At 44.9% G+C, this 17,654-nt stretch carries 15 protein-coding genes and 1 pseudogene; 10 read left to right on the top strand and 6 right to left on the bottom strand.

Translation table 11 applies throughout. From position 1 onward, the window contains the following. Window positions 1–16: 16 nt before the first annotated feature. Window positions 17–313 carry a ribosome assembly RNA-binding protein YhbY gene (yhbY, locus tag QTN95_RS06760; protein WP_138972138.1) on the bottom strand — a complete coding sequence of 99 codons (297 nt, stop codon included), beginning with the start codon at window positions 311–313 and terminating at the stop codon, window positions 17–19. A 113-nt stretch (window positions 314–426) separates the two neighbouring features. Between yhbY and rlmE the strand changes: the two genes are divergently transcribed. The 4 genes from rlmE to glmM all read left to right on the top strand — a co-directional run bounded on the left by rlmE (window position 427) and on the right by glmM (window position 5,397). Continuing rightward, on the top strand, window positions 427–1,056 hold the full coding sequence (rlmE, locus tag QTN95_RS06755) for a 23S rRNA (uridine(2552)-2'-O)-methyltransferase RlmE (protein ID WP_138972137.1): 630 nt from the start codon (window positions 427–429) through the stop codon (window positions 1,054–1,056). A gap of 108 nt (window positions 1,057–1,164) precedes the next feature. After that, window positions 1,165–3,129: an ATP-dependent zinc metalloprotease FtsH gene (ftsH, locus tag QTN95_RS06750; RefSeq protein ID WP_138972136.1), complete on the top strand. Its 1,965-nt coding sequence runs from the start codon at window positions 1,165–1,167 to the stop codon at window positions 3,127–3,129. 66 nt (window positions 3,130–3,195) lie between these two features. Further along, window positions 3,196–4,026 carry a dihydropteroate synthase gene (gene folP / locus QTN95_RS06745; RefSeq protein ID WP_331416864.1) on the top strand — a complete coding sequence of 277 codons (831 nt, stop codon included), beginning with the start codon at window positions 3,196–3,198 and terminating at the stop codon, window positions 4,024–4,026. Window positions 4,027–4,056: 30 nt separating this feature from the next. Then, entirely contained in the window at window positions 4,057–5,397 is a 1,341-nt protein-coding gene (glmM, locus tag QTN95_RS06740; RefSeq protein WP_331416863.1) for a phosphoglucosamine mutase, read from the top strand. Window positions 5,398–5,455: 58 nt separating this feature from the next. Here glmM and QTN95_RS06735 read toward each other — a convergent pair whose 3' ends face one another. Next, window positions 5,456–5,905 (bottom strand): hypothetical protein, encoded by a 450-nt coding sequence (locus tag QTN95_RS06735; protein ID WP_331416861.1) that lies wholly within the window; start codon window positions 5,903–5,905, stop codon window positions 5,456–5,458. Window positions 5,906–5,960: 55 nt separating this feature from the next. Here QTN95_RS06735 and QTN95_RS06730 point away from each other — a divergent pair, with 55 nt between their 5' ends. Together QTN95_RS06730 and rimI are read left to right on the top strand one after the other, a co-directional pair. Then, window positions 5,961–6,359, top strand: a complete 399-nt coding sequence (locus QTN95_RS06730) for a DNA polymerase III subunit psi (RefSeq protein WP_331416860.1) — start codon at window positions 5,961–5,963, stop codon at window positions 6,357–6,359. Window positions 6,360–6,361: 2 nt separating this feature from the next. Further along, window positions 6,362–6,805, top strand: a complete 444-nt coding sequence (gene rimI, locus QTN95_RS06725; RefSeq protein ID WP_331416859.1) for a ribosomal protein S18-alanine N-acetyltransferase — start codon at window positions 6,362–6,364, stop codon at window positions 6,803–6,805. A gap of 7 nt (window positions 6,806–6,812) precedes the next feature. Here the strand turns inward: rimI and QTN95_RS06720 are convergent, their stop codons facing one another. Further along, complete coding sequence (locus QTN95_RS06720) at window positions 6,813–8,864, bottom strand: putative bifunctional diguanylate cyclase/phosphodiesterase (protein WP_331416858.1); 2,052 nt, start codon at window positions 8,862–8,864, stop codon at window positions 6,813–6,815. Window positions 8,865–9,075: 211 nt separating this feature from the next. Here QTN95_RS06720 and prfC point away from each other — a divergent pair, with 211 nt between their 5' ends. Beyond that, window positions 9,076–10,665 carry a peptide chain release factor 3 gene (gene prfC / locus QTN95_RS06715; protein ID WP_331416857.1) on the top strand — a complete coding sequence of 530 codons (1,590 nt, stop codon included), beginning with the start codon at window positions 9,076–9,078 and terminating at the stop codon, window positions 10,663–10,665. Between the two features lie 331 nt (window positions 10,666–10,996). Here prfC and srmB read toward each other — a convergent pair whose 3' ends face one another. Both srmB and QTN95_RS06705 read right to left on the bottom strand, forming a co-directional pair. After that, a complete protein-coding gene (srmB, locus tag QTN95_RS06710) occupies window positions 10,997–12,235 on the bottom strand; it encodes an ATP-dependent RNA helicase SrmB (RefSeq protein WP_331416856.1) in 1,239 nt (412 codons plus the stop codon). A gap of 89 nt (window positions 12,236–12,324) precedes the next feature. Continuing rightward, window positions 12,325–13,032 (bottom strand): tRNA1(Val) (adenine(37)-N6)-methyltransferase, encoded by a 708-nt coding sequence (locus QTN95_RS06705; protein WP_331416855.1) that lies wholly within the window; start codon window positions 13,030–13,032, stop codon window positions 12,325–12,327. Between the two features lie 316 nt (window positions 13,033–13,348). Here QTN95_RS06705 and brnQ point away from each other — a divergent pair, with 316 nt between their 5' ends. The 3 genes from brnQ (at window position 13,349) to lysS (ending at window position 17,478) form a co-directional block, all read left to right on the top strand. Further along, window positions 13,349–14,662 carry a branched-chain amino acid transport system II carrier protein gene (gene brnQ, locus QTN95_RS06700; protein WP_138972127.1) on the top strand — a complete coding sequence of 438 codons (1,314 nt, stop codon included), beginning with the start codon at window positions 13,349–13,351 and terminating at the stop codon, window positions 14,660–14,662. Window positions 14,663–14,823: 161 nt separating this feature from the next. Beyond that, window positions 14,824–15,922 (top strand): peptide chain release factor 2 gene (gene prfB, locus QTN95_RS06695; RefSeq protein ID WP_138972126.1). Its coding sequence is split into 2 segments (ribosomal slippage): window positions 14,824–14,898 and window positions 14,900–15,922, totalling 1,098 coding nucleotides; the frame shifts between segments, so codons are not numbered across the junction. A 38-nt stretch (window positions 15,923–15,960) separates the two neighbouring features. Beyond that, the gene (lysS, locus tag QTN95_RS06690) at window positions 15,961–17,478 is read left to right on the top strand and encodes a lysine--tRNA ligase (RefSeq protein ID WP_331416853.1); all 1,518 of its coding nucleotides are present in this window, start codon (window positions 15,961–15,963) and stop codon (window positions 17,476–17,478) included. A 40-nt stretch (window positions 17,479–17,518) separates the two neighbouring features. Here lysS and QTN95_RS06685 read toward each other — a convergent pair. Then, window positions 17,519–17,654: pseudogene (locus QTN95_RS06685) on the bottom strand (IS4 family transposase); the annotation flags it as partial.

The following is a 17,654-nucleotide window of genomic DNA, read 5'->3' as shown; positions in this document are numbered from 1 at the left end:
TGCTATTGGTTAGCAATTATTTACGTGGAAGCTCGATTTTGCGATCTTCAGTTTGACGGTACAGGATAAGAGTTTTACCAATTACTTGTACTTTTTCAGCGCCAGTTTCACGTACAATAGCATCAATGATAAGACCTTTAGTCTCACGGTCTTCAGAGGCTACTTTGATTTTGATTAGCTCATGGTGATTTAGAGCAATTTCAATTTCCGCCAGAACAGCTTCAGTAAGTCCATTTGCGCCCATAAGCACAACAGGTTTTAGACTGTGCGCTAGGCCTTTGAGATGCTGCTTTTGTTTAGTGCTTAGGTTCATTACGCGGCCAATTTTCTTTACTATAAGGGTTGAAAAATACCATTTTAACGCCATCTAACCGTGAAGACTATAATTTATTGGGTTAGTTGCTCCCTCTATCTGTTAGGTATCGAATGAGTAAACAAAAACATTCGGCCAGCTCGGGTCGCTGGTTGAAAGAACATTTTGACGATAAGTACGCCAACGAAGCGCGAAAAAAAGGCTATCGTTCACGCGCTTATTTCAAAATGGAAGAGATCCAAACCAAAGATAAATTACTAAAACCTGGTATGACTGTGGTCGATTTAGGTGCAGCACCTGGTGGGTGGTCGCAATATGCTGCTAAGATTGTAGGTGAGGAGGGGCAAATTATTGCTTGTGACCTGTTACCTATGGATCCTATTGCAGGGGTAAGCTTCCTCCAAGGTGACTTCCGTGAAGAAGCCGTACTAGAAGCTCTGCTGGACAGAATCCAACCATCAATGGTTGACGTTGTGATGTCTGACATGGCTCCGAATATTGCTGGTAATAACTCTGTGGACCAGCCAAGAGCAATGTATTTAGTTGAATTGGCTTTAGATATGTGTCGACAAGTTCTAGCCCCTAATGGTAGCTTTGTTGTGAAGGTTTTCCAGGGGGAAGGCTTCGATCAGTTTGTTAAAGAAGTCCGCGATACTTTTAAAGTCGTCAAAGTCAGAAAACCAGACTCATCGCGAGCTCGCTCACGAGAAGTCTTTGTTGTAGCCACTGGTTACAAAGGTTAACTATTTTGCCCCTTGCTGGGCAGGTTAACACTATAGCTACAGGTTATAAACTGTAGTACCCTACCTTTAATTACAATTAGTTATCGAGAGGCTTACACCTTGAGTGACATGGCAAAAAATTTAATTCTGTGGCTTGTTATCGCCGTCGTCTTGATGTCGGTTTTCCAGAGCTTTGGCCCTGGAGAAAGCAATGGCAGAGCGGTGGATTACACCACATTTGTACAGGAAGTTGGCCAAGGCCAGATTCAGGAAGCAACTTTTAAAGACGGTGAAATTTCTTTCACACGTCGTGGCGGCGGCGCGCGTTATGTTACTTACATGCCAGTCTACGACCAGAAGCTACTTGATGACCTAATTAATCAAAATGTGAAAGTACAAGGTACACCTCCAGAAGAGCAAAGCCTGCTAGGTACTATCTTCATTTCATGGTTCCCAATGATCTTACTGATTGGTGTATGGATTTTCTTCATGCGCCAGATGCAAGGCGGTGGCGGCAAAGGCGCGATGTCTTTCGGTAAGAGCAAAGCTCGAATGATGAGCGAAGAGCAAATCAAAACCACGTTTGGTGATGTTGCTGGCTGTGATGAAGCAAAAGAAGACGTCAAAGAACTGGTTGATTTCTTACGTGACCCAAGCCGCTTCCAAAAGCTGGGAGGTAAGATTCCAACGGGTGTCTTGATGGTAGGTCCTCCGGGGACCGGTAAAACGCTACTTGCTAAAGCGATTGCTGGTGAGGCGAAGGTTCCATTCTTTACCATTTCTGGTTCTGATTTCGTTGAAATGTTTGTTGGTGTTGGCGCATCTCGTGTACGTGATATGTTCGAACAAGCGAAGAAAGCTGCGCCGTGTATTATCTTTATCGATGAGATTGATGCGGTAGGCCGTCAACGTGGTGCTGGTGTTGGTGGTGGTCACGATGAGCGTGAACAGACACTAAACCAAATGCTGGTTGAAATGGATGGCTTTGAAGGCAACGAAGGTATTATCGTGATTGCGGCGACTAACCGTCCAGACGTACTAGACCCTGCACTTCTTCGTCCTGGTCGTTTTGACCGTCAGGTTGTCGTTGGTCTGCCAGATGTACGTGGTCGTGAGCAAATCTTGAAAGTTCACATGCGTAAAGTACCACTAGCAGCAGACGTCGAGCCATCACTTCTAGCTCGTGGTACACCGGGTTACTCTGGTGCAGACCTTGCTAACCTTGTTAACGAAGCGGCGCTATTTGCCGCTCGTGGCAACAAGCGTAATGTGTCTATGGTCGAGTTTGAACAAGCGAAAGACAAGATCAACATGGGTGCTGAGCGCAAGTCGATGGTTATGTCGGAAGAGATCAAGGAGTCGACGGCATACCACGAAGCGGGTCACGCGATTGTAGGTTATTTATCTCCTGAGCACGATCCTGTACACAAGGTAACGATTATTCCTCGTGGCCGTGCATTGGGTGTGACGTTCTTCTTGCCTGAGCAAGATGCAATCAGCTACAGCCGTCAGTTCCTTGAGAGTAAGATTGCGACACTTTACGGTGGTCGTATCGCTGAAGATCTGATCTACGGTGCTGATAAAGTATCAACGGGTGCGTCAAACGATATTAAAGTAGCGACAAACCTAGCGCGTAACATGGTGACGCAATGGGGTTACTCTGAAAAACTTGGTCCTCTTCTATACGCAGAGGAAGAAGGTGAAGTATTCCTAGGCCGTAGCGTAACGCAGACTAAACACGTATCTGACGATACTGCTAAGCTGATAGACTCTGAAATTCGTGCCATTATCGACCGCAACTACGATCGTGCACTAAAACTTATCCAAGACAACATGGATATTATGCACGCAATGAAAGATGCGTTGATGAAGTATGAAACGATCGATGCAGGTCAAATTGAAGACCTAATGCAACGTAAAGAAGTCATTCGTGAGCCTGCTGGCTGGGGAAGTAACGCTAATAGCAAGCAAGAAGAAAAGTCTGAACCTGAAGAGAAAAGTGAAGCACAAGATTCTGAAGTAAAATCAGAAGAGCCGACGACTTCTCAAGAAACAACATCAGCAGAAGCAGCAGAGAAAAAAGACTCTGAGTAACTAAGCTTTTAAAAGAAACCCCGAGGCAACTCGGGGTTTTTGTATTTAAAGGTAAAGAGCCCAAGTATGATTCTGAAAGCAAACAATAAATCGCTGGACCTGTCACAACCACAGGTCATGGGAATTCTAAACGTCACCCCTGATTCCTTTTCTGACGGCGGTAGATACCACTCACTAGATAATGCGCTCGCTCAGGCGCAGCGAATGATTGAAGCTGGGGTAACTATCATCGATATCGGTGGTGAATCGACGCGCCCAGGTGCGCCTGATGTCGCGTTGGAAGAAGAGTTGCAACGTGTGATTCCGGTTATTCGAGCGATTAGAAAGCAACACGATGTCTGGATTTCTATCGATACCAGCAAAGCTGAAGTGATGCGCCAAGCGATTGAAGCTGGTGCGGATATTATTAATGATGTCCGTGCTTTACAAGAGCCAGGGGCACTAGATGTCGCGGCTCAATCTGGGTTGCCAATTTGTCTTATGCATATGCAAGGTCAGCCACGGACTATGCAGTCGAATCCTCACTACGAAGATTTACTCAAAGAAGTGGGCGAGTTTTTGCAAGAGCGTATAGAAGCGTGTGAAAAGGTCGGTATCCAGCGTAGTCAGCTTATTCTTGATCCAGGTTTTGGTTTTGGCAAAACTTTACAGCACAACTATCATATGTTGGCGCATTTAGAACAGTTCCATCAATTTGGTTTGCCGATTCTAGCGGGAATGTCGCGTAAATCTATGTTGTTTAAGTTGCTTGATAAAGCACCTGATGAGTGTATTGCAGCGAGTGTCAGTTGCGCTACAATCGCAGCCATGAAGGGCGCACAAATCATCCGTGTCCACGATTTTGAACAAACGCTTGATGCTATGAAGATTGTCTCAATGGTTAGTCAAAACCACTGAGCAGAAAAATGATTATAAAAAGGATTCACTATGTCTGATAAGAGACGCTATTTTGGTACCGATGGTGTACGTGGCAAAGTTGGCCAATACCCGATTACACCAGACTTTGTCCTTAAACTCGGATGGGCTGCGGGCCGTGTACTGGCTAAACAGGGGACGAAGAAGGTCATTATTGGCAAAGATACACGTATTTCTGGCTATATGCTTGAATCTGCTTTAGAGGCGGGCTTAGCCGCTGCGGGACTGAAAGCAACCTTTACGGGCCCAATGCCAACGCCTGCTGTCGCATACCTGACGCAAACTTTCCGCGCAGAAGCGGGGATTGTGATTTCTGCATCTCACAACCCGTATTATGACAACGGTATTAAGTTTTTCTCTTCTGAAGGTACTAAGTTACCTGATGATATCGAGTTAGCGATTGAAGCCGAACTTGATAAAGATATCGAATGTGTTGAGTCAGCCCTGCTAGGTAAAGCCTCTCGTTTAAACGATGCTGCGGGCCGTTACATCGAGTTTTGTAAAAGCACCTTCCCATCAGAGTTAAGTTTGGCGGGTCTTAAAATCGTTGTCGATTGTGCTCATGGTGCAACTTACCATATTGCACCGGCAGTATTTAGCGAACTAGGTGCGGATGTTGTGGCGATGGGCATCGAACCAAATGGTACGAACATTAACCATGAAGTTGGTGCGACGGATGTACGTGCTCTGCAAAAGCGAGTTGTAGAGGAAGGTGCAGTACTTGGTCTGGCTTTTGATGGTGATGGCGATCGTATCATCATGGTTGACCATTTAGGCAATAAAGTTGATGGTGACCAAATCGCGTATATCATCGCTCGTGATGCCATGCGTCGTGGTGAGTTAAAGGGGGGTGTTGTTGGTACGCTAATGACTAACCTTGGTATGGAAAATGGTCTGAAACAACTGGGTATTCCATTTGTCCGCGCGGCTGTTGGTGATCGTTATGTGATGGAGCAACTTCTTGCAAAAGGGTGGAAAATCGGTGCAGAAAACTCTGGTCACGTTATCTTGTTGGACAAGGTAACGACGGGAGACGCTATTGTTGCGGCACTACAGGTTTTAGCGTCAGTTGTGGGCAGCGATATGTCGCTACATGACTTATCTCAGGGAATGACATTGTACCCTCAGGTACTGGAAAATGTTCGATTCCAAGGAGATTCTAATCCACTAGATGCTGATGCCGTCAAGCAAGCGATGGCTGAAGTTGAAGCTGAGTTAGGCGAAAAAGGTCGAGTCTTATTGCGTAAATCAGGCACAGAGCCTTTGATCAGAGTGATGGTTGAAGGCGAGGATGCACAACTGGTTCAATCTTCGGCACTTAAAATTGCCGCGGCAGTGAAAGCGAGCTTCTAACGGCAAATCCAATACAAAAACGCCACCGATATCGGTGGCGTTTGTTTATCGCAGGACGCTATTCTTCATCTTCTTCGGTACGCTTTTTACCCCAAACTTCGATCTTTGCTTTCTTACTGAGGCCGACTGCACTTAGAGTTGTACTTCCCCAGCTATCGTATGTCATCTCAAGTTTCTTAAACTTGGCATCTTTGCCGCCAGGCAGAGTCCAGACTCTGGTTGACATACCTTTGGTTAACGTGCCCATCGATTGAAGTTCTTTGCTACTACCATCAGACATAGTCACCACGATACTCTTTAAGTTAACGGTACCTTGAACGACTTTAATCTTTAGTTTGCTAAAGTTGCGCTGGCTGACGTACGCAAGGGGTTCTACGGTATCAGTTTCAGATTTGTAGTTGACCACTTTATCGCTGATCATTACCCAGTCATCGCTGCTTTGCGCGAAAGTTTGTGGAGCGATAAGGATAATCAGTGAGGAAAGCAAAATGGTGATGAAATGTTTCATAGTGCCTCTTTGTTTTATGTTACGATTGGCTCGTTCAAACCAGTGACGAATCCTTATGCCACAACACGAGCTAGAGTATTTACAAGAGATGGGTATTCAGTGCTATGAGCTGACCCATCCAGAACGACTGCAAGGCTATCAAGCCCCTCGCATCGTTTTGCAAGAGTCTTGTCAACTTGTGCTGATCTCACCCCAATATCCGAAAAATGAGACAGCAATTATGTTTGAAAGGGTATTGAAAAGCATCAATCTAAACTTGGAACAAACACAACACATCTTTCCTCACCAAGTGAGTCAGTTACCTGAGCACCAGTTAGAGTGGGCTTGGTTTGCGGGCTGTGAAGTACAGCCTGATGTGCAAGGGAAGGTATTATCTTCTCCTTTGCTCAGTGATATTGATGGTAATAACGATCAGCGTCGAGCGCTGTGGCAACAAATCTGTTCGTACAAATAGCCATGTTAAACATCTCCCCATTACTGCCAGAACATTTAGATCAAGTCTGGAACATTGAACGTCAGGCACACTCTCATCCATGGTCAGAAAACATGGTTCGAGATATCAATAGTCGTGGTGGTTGCCACCATGTGTTGTGCGATGATAATCAGGTTGTTGGCTATTTTTATGCGCAAAACATTGTAGGTGAAGTCACTTTGCTGAATATTGCCGTTTCTCCCGCTTATCAAGGGAAAGGATATGGCAAACAACTTATGGAAGCTTTTCTCGATATGTGCGAACAAGCACAGGCTGACAGCGCATGGTTAGAGGTAAGAGAAAGCAACCACAATGCTTTTGGTTTGTATGAGTCTATCGGGTTTAACGAAGTCGACCGTCGCCGGAACTACTACCCAACAGCATCAGGCAAAGAAGATGCAATTATCATGAGCTACATCTTCTTTTAGGCCCTGATTACTTTTGCACGGCTTTTACCGGAGTCGGCTCGTCGATTTGGTAGTGGTTTCTCTCGAAGCGCTCTGTCAGTTCTGCTACGGGGAGGGGTTTATCAAACAAATAGCCTTGAAACTGAGCACAGCCCAACTGTTTGAGCGCTTGTAACTCGTAAGCGTCTTCGACACCTTCTGCAATGACTTCCAGTTTTAATCTTTGAGCCGTCATGATGATGGTATCAACTATCGCTTGATCACTCTCATCTAAGTGCAGTTGGGTGACGAATGAGCGATCTATTTTAAGGACGTCGACGGATAGGTGTTTCAGGTAGCGCAGAGATGAGTAACCCGTACCAAAATCATCGATCGATGTCTTTAAGTTGTGCTCTTTAAGCTCCGCCATTTTTTGAATCGCAGCATCGACATTTTCTAGCAGCAAATTCTCAGTGATTTCCAACTCAATATGCTCACCACTGATGCCAGCTTGTGTCAGAGAATCGACGATGTGTTCTACAAAGGAGTTTTGTGAAAACTGCAAAGGGCTGATATTGATGGCTAATCGGCGGAATGTCTCAGGCAGAATATTCTGCTTTTTCCAAGAGGCATACTGATAGCAAGCTTGTTCGATAATCCAGTTACCGATCTGCAATATTTGTCCAGTTTCTTCCGCTATCGGCATAAACACCCCTGGGGGCAACAACCCTTTTTCTGGGTGGTTCCAGCGGATCAACGCTTCGACACCAACGATATGATGCTTTTCATCAACCTGTGGTTGGTAATAGAGTTCCAGTTGTCCTTTATTGATTGCTTCATGCAATCCTTTTTCGATTTCCAGAAACGACTCGACCTGTGCTTGCATCTCTGGTTCGTAAAACATGTATTTGTTACGGCCTGCGACTTTGGCGCGGTAGAGTGCGGTATCGGCTTGACGCAAAACATCGATATTCGTGCTGCCCACCGAAGGGAAAACGGCGATACCAACACTAACGGTGCAGTAAAGTTGGTGATCATCAATAGAATAAGGATTAGAGACGAGTGCCAGTAATTGCTGAGCCAGTTCGTGAGCCTTTTCTGCATTTGTGTGAGGTAACAGTAGGGCAAACTCATCCCCGCCGATTCTCGCAGCCGTGAAGTCTGTCTTCAACCAAGCTTCAATACGTTTTGAGATGGCTTTGATAAGGTTATCACCTATGGTATGCCCCAAAGAGTCATTGATAGTCTTAAAGCGATCTAAGTCGAGGTAGAACAGTGTCCCAGCTTGTTTACTGCCATTGGCATCGTCGATGGCTTTACTCAAAAGCTGTAACAGCAGGCTGCGGTTAGCAAGGCCAGTCAATGAATCGTAATAAGCGAGTTGATTGAGTTTAACCTCGGCCGCTTCTCTGTCCTTCCAAAGTGTATGGAAGGTTTGAGCAAGTTGACCTAGTTCATCATCGCGATACTGAGTTGGAGGCGGGAGATCACTCTTATTGTCTTGGAGTGATCTGACCCATTCAATAAGTGTCACGAGAGGTTTAGACAACTTCTGATAGAAAAACATCAGCAAGATAGAGGTCAGCAAGATGTTACGGAACAGGTCAAACAGTAGAATTTGCGTTGTCTTTGCAATGAAATTTTTCGCGATGTAGGCGCCATTGACTGAGAAGCTTAATGAACCTACCACAACATGAGAGTTCGGTTGATGTAGGTCTGTAGTAAAAACGGGAGCAGTGGGTGTTAGGTACCTGGATAGCGCTTCTGTGAATTTGCTTTGCAGAGAAATATTGCGCTCTTTCTGAGTTAAGGTATCACCAAAGTCATCGACAATTTGGACTTTATATACGGCATTATCCATCATCAGGCTGGAAGCTACCTGTTCAGCAAGCAATTGGTTCAAGTGATAAGCCGCTTGACTCGCATTGGAGTAATTTTGCAGTAACTTGAACTGATAATGCTCTTGAATTCGCTTCTGCTCCTGATGGAGATCCACCAAAATATGGTACAAGCTAAAACAGATCCCCAATATCACCGATACCAAGAAAACGGTTTTAGCTTGCCGAAAAGCTAATGAGTTAATTTTTTTGCTTTTAGCCATAGTTCAGATCAGTTCCCTCTACTCCTTTAGTTATAGCTCATATTTATTGATATTTTAATTTGTAACTAATTTGAAGTGCTTTTTTGCTCATTTTCATTGATGAAGTTGCTCCCCAGTTCAATATAAGCGAAAATACCGCGCAAAATTGAATCGAACCGCTAGGGCTAGAGTAATAGCCCTCTTTAGCTTATAGACAGAAGAAGACTCTCTCATGTCAAATACACCTTTTCTTGGCGAAGTTTCTAAGCGTAGAACTTTCGCAATCATCTCGCACCCAGATGCGGGTAAAACAACTATTACAGAAAAAGTACTATTGTTCGGACGCGCGATCCAAACAGCGGGTACAGTTAAAGGTCGCGGTTCCGCTCAACACGCTAAGTCCGACTGGATGGAAATGGAAAAAGAGCGTGGCATCTCGGTAACAACCTCTGTTATGCAGTTTCCTTACAATGAGTGCCTCGTTAACCTACTCGATACGCCGGGACACGAAGACTTCTCGGAAGATACCTATCGCACGCTTACTGCTGTCGATTCATGTTTGATGGTAATCGACGCTGCGAAAGGTGTCGAGGACCGTACTCGCAAACTGATGGAGGTAACACGTTTACGTGATACACCTATCGTTACTTTCATGAATAAATTGGACCGTGATATCCGCGACCCAATGGATCTGCTAGACGAAGTTGAAAGTGAACTCAAGATGTCTTGTGCACCTATCTCATGGCCAATTGGTTGCGGTAAAGAGTTTAAAGGTGTTTACCATATCCATCGCGACGAAACCATTTTGTATAGCACGGGTCAGGGCCATACCATCCAAGAGTCTCGCATCATTAAAGGGTTGGAGAATCCAGAACTTGATGAAGCCGTTGGTAGCGATCTTGCAGAGCAGCTACGTGAAGAGCTCGAGTTGGTTATTGGCGCATGCCCTGAATTTGACAAAGAGCTGTTCTTGGCGGGTGAATTGACGCCAGTATATTTTGGTACCGCGCTAGGTAACTTTGGTGTTGACCACATGTTGGATGGCTTAACTGAATGGGCACCAGCTCCGATGTCACGTCAGGCTAATGAACGTGAAGTGAAAGCAAGTGAAGAGAACTTCACTGGCTTCGTATTTAAGATTCAGGCGAACATGGATCCTAAGCACCGCGACCGTATCGCGTTCATGCGTATTGTCTCTGGTACCTACAAGCAAGGTATGAAGATGAACCATGTACGTATTGGCAAGCAGGTGAATATTTCTGATGCGGTGACCTTTATGGCAGGTGACCGTTCACGTGCAGAAGATGCCTATGCGGGTGACATCATTGGTCTTCACAACCACGGTACTATCCAGATTGGTGATACCTTCACTCAAGGTGAAACACTTAAGTTCTCTGGTATTCCAAACTTTGCTCCAGAACTCTTCCGTCGTATCCGCTTGAAAGATCCTTTGAAGCAAAAGCAGTTGCTAAAGGGACTTGTTCAGCTTTCAGAAGAAGGGGCGGTACAGGTTTTCCGTCCACTACAAAACAACGATCTTATCGTTGGTGCGGTTGGTGTGCTGCAGTTTGATGTTGTTGTTGCTCGCTTAAAAGCAGAATACAACGTGGAAGCGATTTATGAAGGCGTTAACGTAGCAACAGCACGTTGGATTGAGTGTACAGACGGTAAGAAACTGGATGAATTCCAGCGTAAGAACCAGTCAAACTTAGCACTTGATGGTGGTGACAACCTGACTTACATCGCCCCAACTATGGTCAATCTGAATTTGGCGAAAGAGCGTTTCCCAGATGTGGAGTTCCGCGCAACACGCGAACACTAATCTTCGTCGTATTTGGGGTGATAACTGCGTTAACTTCGCAAATTCACCCCAATCACATAGTGGACTATGCTCATGGGGCCGGATTTGTTCATTGCCTTGCCAGAACTCCAACTATTTTTAGAGTCGAGATCGGGCTTCGCCCTGCGAGAACGCTTCGCTCCGAGAATCGAGTTAGTCGCTAGCTTTTAGTTCTTTTTTGAGCCTAATTGTCTGACTTTAAAAGAAAAGGGTTGGCACTAAGTGCCAACCCTTCAAACTTTTCTCGAAACTCGAAACTCGAAACTCGAAACTCGAAACTCGAAACTCGAAACTCGAAACTCGAAACTCGAAACTATTTCTTTTTCTTAGCGACTTTCTTCTTACCTTTTGCCGCTACTTTTTTCTTGTCATCTTTCTTTTTGTTCTTTTTCTTAAACACAGGTTTTTTATGTTTAGGACGCATCTCTTTAATGAAACGCTCTTTGATCTCTTCTTTAACGTAACGTGCTACACGATCCATCATTGGTTGGTCATGGGCTTCTACTAGAGAAACTGCGTTGCCTTTCTTACCGGCACGGGCAGTACGGCCAATACGGTGTAAGTAAACATCAGCACTGCGTGGCATGTCGAAGTTGATGACGTGACTCACATCTGGAAGGTCGATACCACGAGCGGCAACGTCAGTTGCTAGTAATACGTTTACCGTTCCATCGCGGAAGCGACTGATGGCATTGTTACGACGATCTTGTGGCATTTCACCTTGGATCCAAGCACAAGCAATTTGTGCTTTTTCCAGCTCGACACGCAGCTCGGCGAGACGTTCACGTGTTTTCAAGAAGACGATGGAGCGTTCTGCTTGCTCGGTAAGGATCTTCTTCAGGAGATCCAGTTTGTGCGACATATCGTCTGCGCGGTGGTACCACTGAGAAATTTTCTTGCGCTCGCGACGCGATGGCTCTGCATCAACTTGTGCTGGATCATTAAGTAGATCGGCTGTGAAGCCCTCAACACCTTTGCCTTCTAATGTGGCAGAGAAGAGTAGGGTCTGTTTACGCCAACGACATTCTGATGAGAGACGATCAACGGTTGGACCAAAGCCCATGTCTAACATGCGATCTGCTTCATCCAGAATTAACCATTCGATCGCGCGACAATCAAAGCGCTCAGATTCGATGTATTCCATCAAACGACCTGGTGTCGCAACCACGATATCTTGAGTTGTTGCAAGAATATCTGCGTGTTCTTGGTATTGAACACCACCAGTAATGGTAAATATGTTGAGGCTTGTGTGCTTCGCTAGCGCACGTGCTTGATCGGCTACTTGCATTGCCAACTCACGGGTTGGGGTCAGGACAAGAACACGCGCTGGCCCTGGTTTACGACGCGGAAAATCTTGCAAAAACTGCAATGCAGGCAGCACAAATGCTGCTGTTTTTCCTGTGCCAGTAGGTGCAGAAGCCAATACGTCACGGCCATCTAAAGCTTGTGGGATCGCTTCAGCCTGAATTTGTGTCGGGCGGTCATAACCCATTTCTTCAATTGCGAGGAGTAGATTAGGATCTAACTCTAATTCAGCAAAATTTCTGATCACTATGATGTCTCCACAAGCGAGTTGGTGTGAGCAATAATTTAAGGGGACGTATTATAGAGTGATCGGTGATAAGGATCACACCTTATTTTTTACATCTTGAGATAAAAGTCTTTGGTTAGGTCAATAAACTCACTTGAATAGCCAGTAGCTTGGTGAATTGTCAGGTTTTGATATTGGGTCGCAACGGATTGTTTACTCAGTTCAAATAATAATCGGCTCACCGGCTTGTTGGTGGTTGGTTTGATAGAGCAGCATCTTTTTATAGACCAACCGAGCGATAGCGCGATAGCGATAAAGTGTTCACCTTCAACAATCGGTAGAACAAAACTGGCACAACCTGTCGGGGTTAGCAGTGACCAACAGCGCTCAATGAGGTGAGTGTGATTTAAGCTGTCGGTGTGTCTCGCCAAGGCCCGAGCGCTATTTACTGCTTGTTCTCCATTATTAAAGTAAGGTGGATTACAGATGATGGCATCGAATTTACGATCAAATTGATGTTTGAGAACATCGTTATGATGGAGTGTTATTCGATCAGACCAAGGCGAAGATAAGAAGTTAAAATTCGCGGCTGCAATGGCATTTTTTTCTATGTCGATCGCTTCGATAGACAATGTCGGTTTACGTTGAGCGCACATCAAACTTAGTAGACCTGTTCCCGTGCCCACATCGAGTAGTGATGCGCACTCGCTAAGATCCATCCACGCACCAAGTAAGACTCCATCAGTACTTACTGGCATGCCAGAATAGCCGCCATCAATTTTAAATTGTTTGAACTCAAAGCTTTTAGTTTTATTCATTAATTTTATCTTTATCGTCAATTGATTGTTTTTTGAGTTAATTGATCTGTTGTTAATAATTTGTGTGGTTTATTGTGCTGTTTGTTCTCGGTGTGTAACGGTTTTTGGCTAGTTTATACGACTATTCAATCTGTTTGATGTAGTGATATATGCTGCTTTTTACTTGTGATTATAAATTTATATGGTGTTTTTCGCCTTTGGGTTGCGAGTTGATGAGGTTTTCGTCATTATGCGCGCCTTAATTTAAAGAGTGGACGGCAATTATTGACCATCCAACAAACACAACATTCATTAGATTATAAGTAAAGGGTCGACAGTGAATCAGACTTTAAAATTAACAGATATTCTTGCGGTAGGCTTTATGCTATTCGCTTTCTTTTTGGGTGCAGGTAACATCATCTTTCCACCTCTAGCTGGTCAATTGGCTGGTGAAAACGTTATTCCTGCAATGTCAGGCTTTCTTCTAACTGCAGTAGGTCTACCTCTTATTACTATCGTTGCTATTGCAGTTGCTGGAGGCTCGTGGGAGCATCTGACTAAGGATCTTCCGCAACGCGGTGCCATGATTATGGCTGTGTTGATTTTTATCATCATTGGCCCAGCATTCGCGGCACCACGTACAGGCTTGGTTGCATACGAAATGGCGGTGAAACCTTTCTTTGCTGACGCGGCGCAGTCTCATCTGACTCTATTTTCAATCCTTTTCTTTGCTGTTGCTATGTTCTTTGCATGGTCACAAGGCAAGCTGATTGATGTGATTGGTAAAGTTCTAACACCTGTCTTGTTCCTAGGTCTGATCGTATTGGCTGTTGCGGTATTCATTGATCCACAAGGTCAGTTAATCGCGGCTCAGGGCGAATATCTTACTCATCCGTTGCAAAAAGGTTTCCTTGAAGGTTACAACACCATGGATACCTTCGGCTCATTAATGTTCGGTGTATTGATTGTTGATGCACTTCGCCAGAAAGGCATTACAGAGCAAAAAGCAACGTCTAAGTACTTGATCAGTGCAGCTTGTATTGCTGCGGCTGGCCTGACATTTGTGTACGTATCTCTGTTCTATCTTGGTGCGACAAGTGCAACGGTTGCATCAGGTGCAGATAACGGTGGCGTGATCTTGAGCCTCTATGTGCAGTCTCTGTTTGGTCCTTACGGTCAGCTTGTGCTTTCTGTGATTGTATTGTTAGCGTGTTTGACAACGGCTATTGGTCTTGTGTCAGCGTGTTCAGATTACTTTAGTTCACTGACGCCAATTTCATACAAGACTTGGGTTATTATCAACGGTGTAGCCTGTGCGGTTGTTGCTAATGTGGGTCTTTCACAACTGATCGCTCTGTCGGTACCAGTTCTATTCGCACTATACCCAGTTGCTATTGCGTTGGTTGCACTGACTTTCCTTCGCAAGAAATTACCAAACCCTAAAGCGGCATACCGTGTGGTGATCCTTGTTTCTTTACTGTTTGCATTGATCGACGCTGCGAAGGTTGCGGGTGTTGATGTATCAGCACTAAACATGTTGCCGTTATTTGATATCGGTATGGGTTGGTTACTACCAACGGTTGTGGCTATGGTTGCAATGCTATTTGTTGGCAAAGTTGAACAGCCAGTATTGGCGGAAGAGAACGCATAATTTCTCATCTTATCTAGTTAACAATCCCCTGTCGCGTAAGGCGTGACAGGGGATTTTTTTTGCATTTGAGTTTTTATGCAGCGATAAAAAATTCCTGTATCTTCATCACACTTTTGAGTACAATTCCTCGGTTAAATTCTACTCATAAATGTTGAGCAAACATGTTTGAAATCAATCCTATTAAAAACCGCCTAAAGGATGTGTCTGAGCGCACGAATATCCTGAGGGGGTATCTTTGACTATGACGCAAAACAAGAGCGTCTAGAAGAAGTCAACGCAGAATTAGAACAGCCAGATGTATGGAACGAACCTGAACGTGCTCAAGCACTAGGTAAAGAGCGTTCATCATTGGAAGCGGTTGTAGAAACTATCGACCTTCTCATTCAAGGTGTGGAAGATGTTGAAGGGCTACTTGAGCTGGCTGTAGAAGAAGAAGATCAAGAAACGTTTGATGAGATCGAGCCTGAACTTGCTGAGCTTGAATCTAAGTTAGAAAAGCTAGAATTCCGTCGCATGTTCTCTGGAGACCATGACGCTTCGGATTGCTACATTGATTTGCAATCAGGCTCTGGTGGTACAGAAGCGCAAGATTGGACTTCAATGATGCTGCGCATGTACTTGCGTTGGGCTGAAGCAAAAGGCTTTAAAACTGAGGTTATTGAAGTATCAGAAGGCGAAGTTGCAGGTCTAAAAGGCGCGACGGTTAAGATTTCTGGTGAGTACGCTTATGGTTGGTTACGTACCGAGACAGGTGTTCACCGTTTAGTTCGTAAATCGCCATTCGATTCAAGTGGCCGCCGTCATACTTCGTTTGCTTCTGCGTTTATTTATCCTGAGATTGATGACAACATCCAGATCGACATTAACCCTGCTGATCTGCGTATTGATGTTTACCGTGCATCTGGTGCTGGTGGTCAGCACGTCAACACGACAGAATCTGCGGTACGTATTACTCACGTACCAACCAATACGGTTGTGCAGTGTCAGAATGACCGTTCTCAACATAAGAACAAAGACCAAGCAATGAAGCAGCTTCGCGCCAAGCTTTTTGAACTAGAGATTCAGAAGCAAAATGCGGAAAAACAAGCGAACGAAGACGCTAAATCTGACATTGGTTGGGGGAGTCAAATCCGTTCTTACGTATTGGATGATTCTCGCATTAAAGATTTACGTACTGGCGTTGAAAACCGTAATACTCAAGCGGTTCTTGACGGCGATTTAGATAAATTTATTGAAGCTAGCCTGAAATCAGGTCTTTAAGCTTTTCACCGACACTTACGAAACAGGATACATCGAAAATGACTGATGCTGTTCAAAACGACAACGTACAAGAAGAAAACAAGCTGATTGCAGAACGCCGCTCTAAATTGGACGAGATCCGTAAGAGCTGTAAAGCAAACGGCCACCCAAACGACTTCCGTCGTGACGCGCTAGCGGGCGACCTTCAAAAAGAGTTCGGTGAAAAGACCAAGGAAGAGCTAGAAGAGCTAAACCATGTCGTCGCGGTTGCAGGCCGTATCATGGCTAAGCGTGGTCCGTTCCTAGTGATTCAAGAAACGTCTGGCCGTATCCAAGCATACGCAGATAAAGACGTTCAAAAAGTTCTAAAAGACAAATACCAAGGTCTTGATATCGGCGATATCGTTGGTGTTAAAGGTGCGCTACATAAATCTGGTAAAGGCGATCTTTACGTGAACATGGAAGAATACGAATTGCTAACTAAGGCACTTCGTCCACTTCCAGAGAAGTTCCACGGTCTGACTGACCAAGAGATGCGTTACCGTCAGCGTTATGTTGATCTTATTGTTAACCAAGATTCTCGTGAAGCATTCATCATTCGTTCTAAACTGGTTTCAGCGATTCGTAACTTTATGAGCTCAAAAGGCTACTTAGAAGTTGAAACACCAATGATGCATGTTATTCCTGGTGGTGCGACGGCTCGTCCATTCGTTACTCACCATAATGCACTCGACATCGACATGTACTTGCGTGTTGCGCCTGAGCTATATCTAAAGCGTTTAGTTGTTGGTGGTTTTGATCGCGTATTCGAGATCAACCGTAACTTCCGTAACGAAGGTCTATCTCCACGTCATAACCCTGAATTTACTATGATGGAATTCTACCAAGCATACTCTGATTACAAAGATCTGATGGATCTGACTGAAGAGATGTTAAGTACGGTTGCGATGGACGTGCTAGGTTCGACATCAATGCCTTACGGTGATGAAACGGTTGAGTTTGGTGGTAAATACGCTCGTATGAGCATGTTTGAAGCGATCAAACATTACAACCCTGAGCATGCAGAAATTCAAGCTCTAACGGAAGCGGATCTTCAAGATCGCGACAAGATGGTTGCGATTGCCAAGTCTGTTCATGTTGAAGTGGAAACTTTCTGGACGTGTGGTCAGTTACTTGAAGAGATCTTTGGTGAAACAGCAGAACCTCAGCTAATTCAACCTACCTTCATTACTGGTTACCCAGCGGACATTTCTCCGTTGGCTCGTCGTAGTGATGATAACCCGTTCTTTACTGACCGTTTTGAGTTCTTCATTGGTGGTCGTGAAGTAGCAAACGGCTTCTCTGAGCTTAACGATGCACAAGACCAAGATGAGCGTTTTAAAGCTCAGGTAAATGCAAAAGATGCAGGTGACGATGAAGCAATGTACTACGATGGAGACTACATCACCGCTCTTGAGCACGGTCTACCACCAACAGCTGGTCAAGGTATTGGTATCGACCGTCTAGCGATGCTATTTACCAATACTCATACAATCCGTGACGTAATCTTATTCCCTGCGATGCGTCCTCAAGCGTAAGTACCAATTAGTTAAAAAGCCACCTTCGGGTTAACTCCTATCACTTAACGTGTTTGGAACGAACTGGATAGCGAGTCTTATTCATACGAACGGTCCTTGATTTGGGCCGTTTTTTTCGCTCTGGCAGAATGTAGCGCTTCACTCGCTCTCGCATCGCCCTTAACTTTTTAGGGATC

The sequence above is a fragment of the Vibrio sp. M260112 genome (genome assembly GCF_036533775.1).
Classification (GTDB): Bacteria; Pseudomonadota; Gammaproteobacteria; order Enterobacterales; family Vibrionaceae; genus Vibrio.
The sequence above is the reverse complement of the archived record's forward strand: the minus strand, read 5'-3'. Positions and strand labels throughout refer to the sequence as shown.

What these genes read in the sequence shown, in the direction of transcription:
- folP (WP_331416864.1), top strand. Translation starts at nt 3,196, where the DNA reads ATGATTCTGAAAGCAAACAATAAATCGCTGGACCTGTCACAACCACAG.
- QTN95_RS06720 (WP_331416858.1), bottom strand. Translation starts at nt 8,864, where the DNA reads ATGGCTAAAAGCAAAAAAATTAACTCATTAGCTTTTCGGCAAGCTAAA.
- lysS (WP_331416853.1), top strand. Translation starts at nt 15,961, where the DNA reads ATGACTGATGCTGTTCAAAACGACAACGTACAAGAAGAAAACAAGCTG.
- QTN95_RS06735 (WP_331416861.1), bottom strand. Translation starts at nt 5,905, where the DNA reads ATGAAACATTTCATCACCATTTTGCTTTCCTCACTGATTATCCTTATC.
- yhbY (WP_138972138.1), bottom strand. Translation starts at nt 313, where the DNA reads ATGAACCTAAGCACTAAACAAAAGCAGCATCTCAAAGGCCTAGCGCAC.
- QTN95_RS06730 (WP_331416860.1), top strand. Translation starts at nt 5,961, where the DNA reads ATGCCACAACACGAGCTAGAGTATTTACAAGAGATGGGTATTCAGTGC.
- glmM (WP_331416863.1), top strand. Translation starts at nt 4,057, where the DNA reads ATGTCTGATAAGAGACGCTATTTTGGTACCGATGGTGTACGTGGCAAA.
- prfC (WP_331416857.1), top strand. Translation starts at nt 9,076, where the DNA reads ATGTCAAATACACCTTTTCTTGGCGAAGTTTCTAAGCGTAGAACTTTC.
- ftsH (WP_138972136.1), top strand. Translation starts at nt 1,165, where the DNA reads ATGGCAAAAAATTTAATTCTGTGGCTTGTTATCGCCGTCGTCTTGATG.
- rimI (WP_331416859.1), top strand. Translation starts at nt 6,362, where the DNA reads ATGTTAAACATCTCCCCATTACTGCCAGAACATTTAGATCAAGTCTGG.
- rlmE (WP_138972137.1), top strand. Translation starts at nt 427, where the DNA reads ATGAGTAAACAAAAACATTCGGCCAGCTCGGGTCGCTGGTTGAAAGAA.
- QTN95_RS06705 (WP_331416855.1), bottom strand. Translation starts at nt 13,032, where the DNA reads ATGAATAAAACTAAAAGCTTTGAGTTCAAACAATTTAAAATTGATGGC.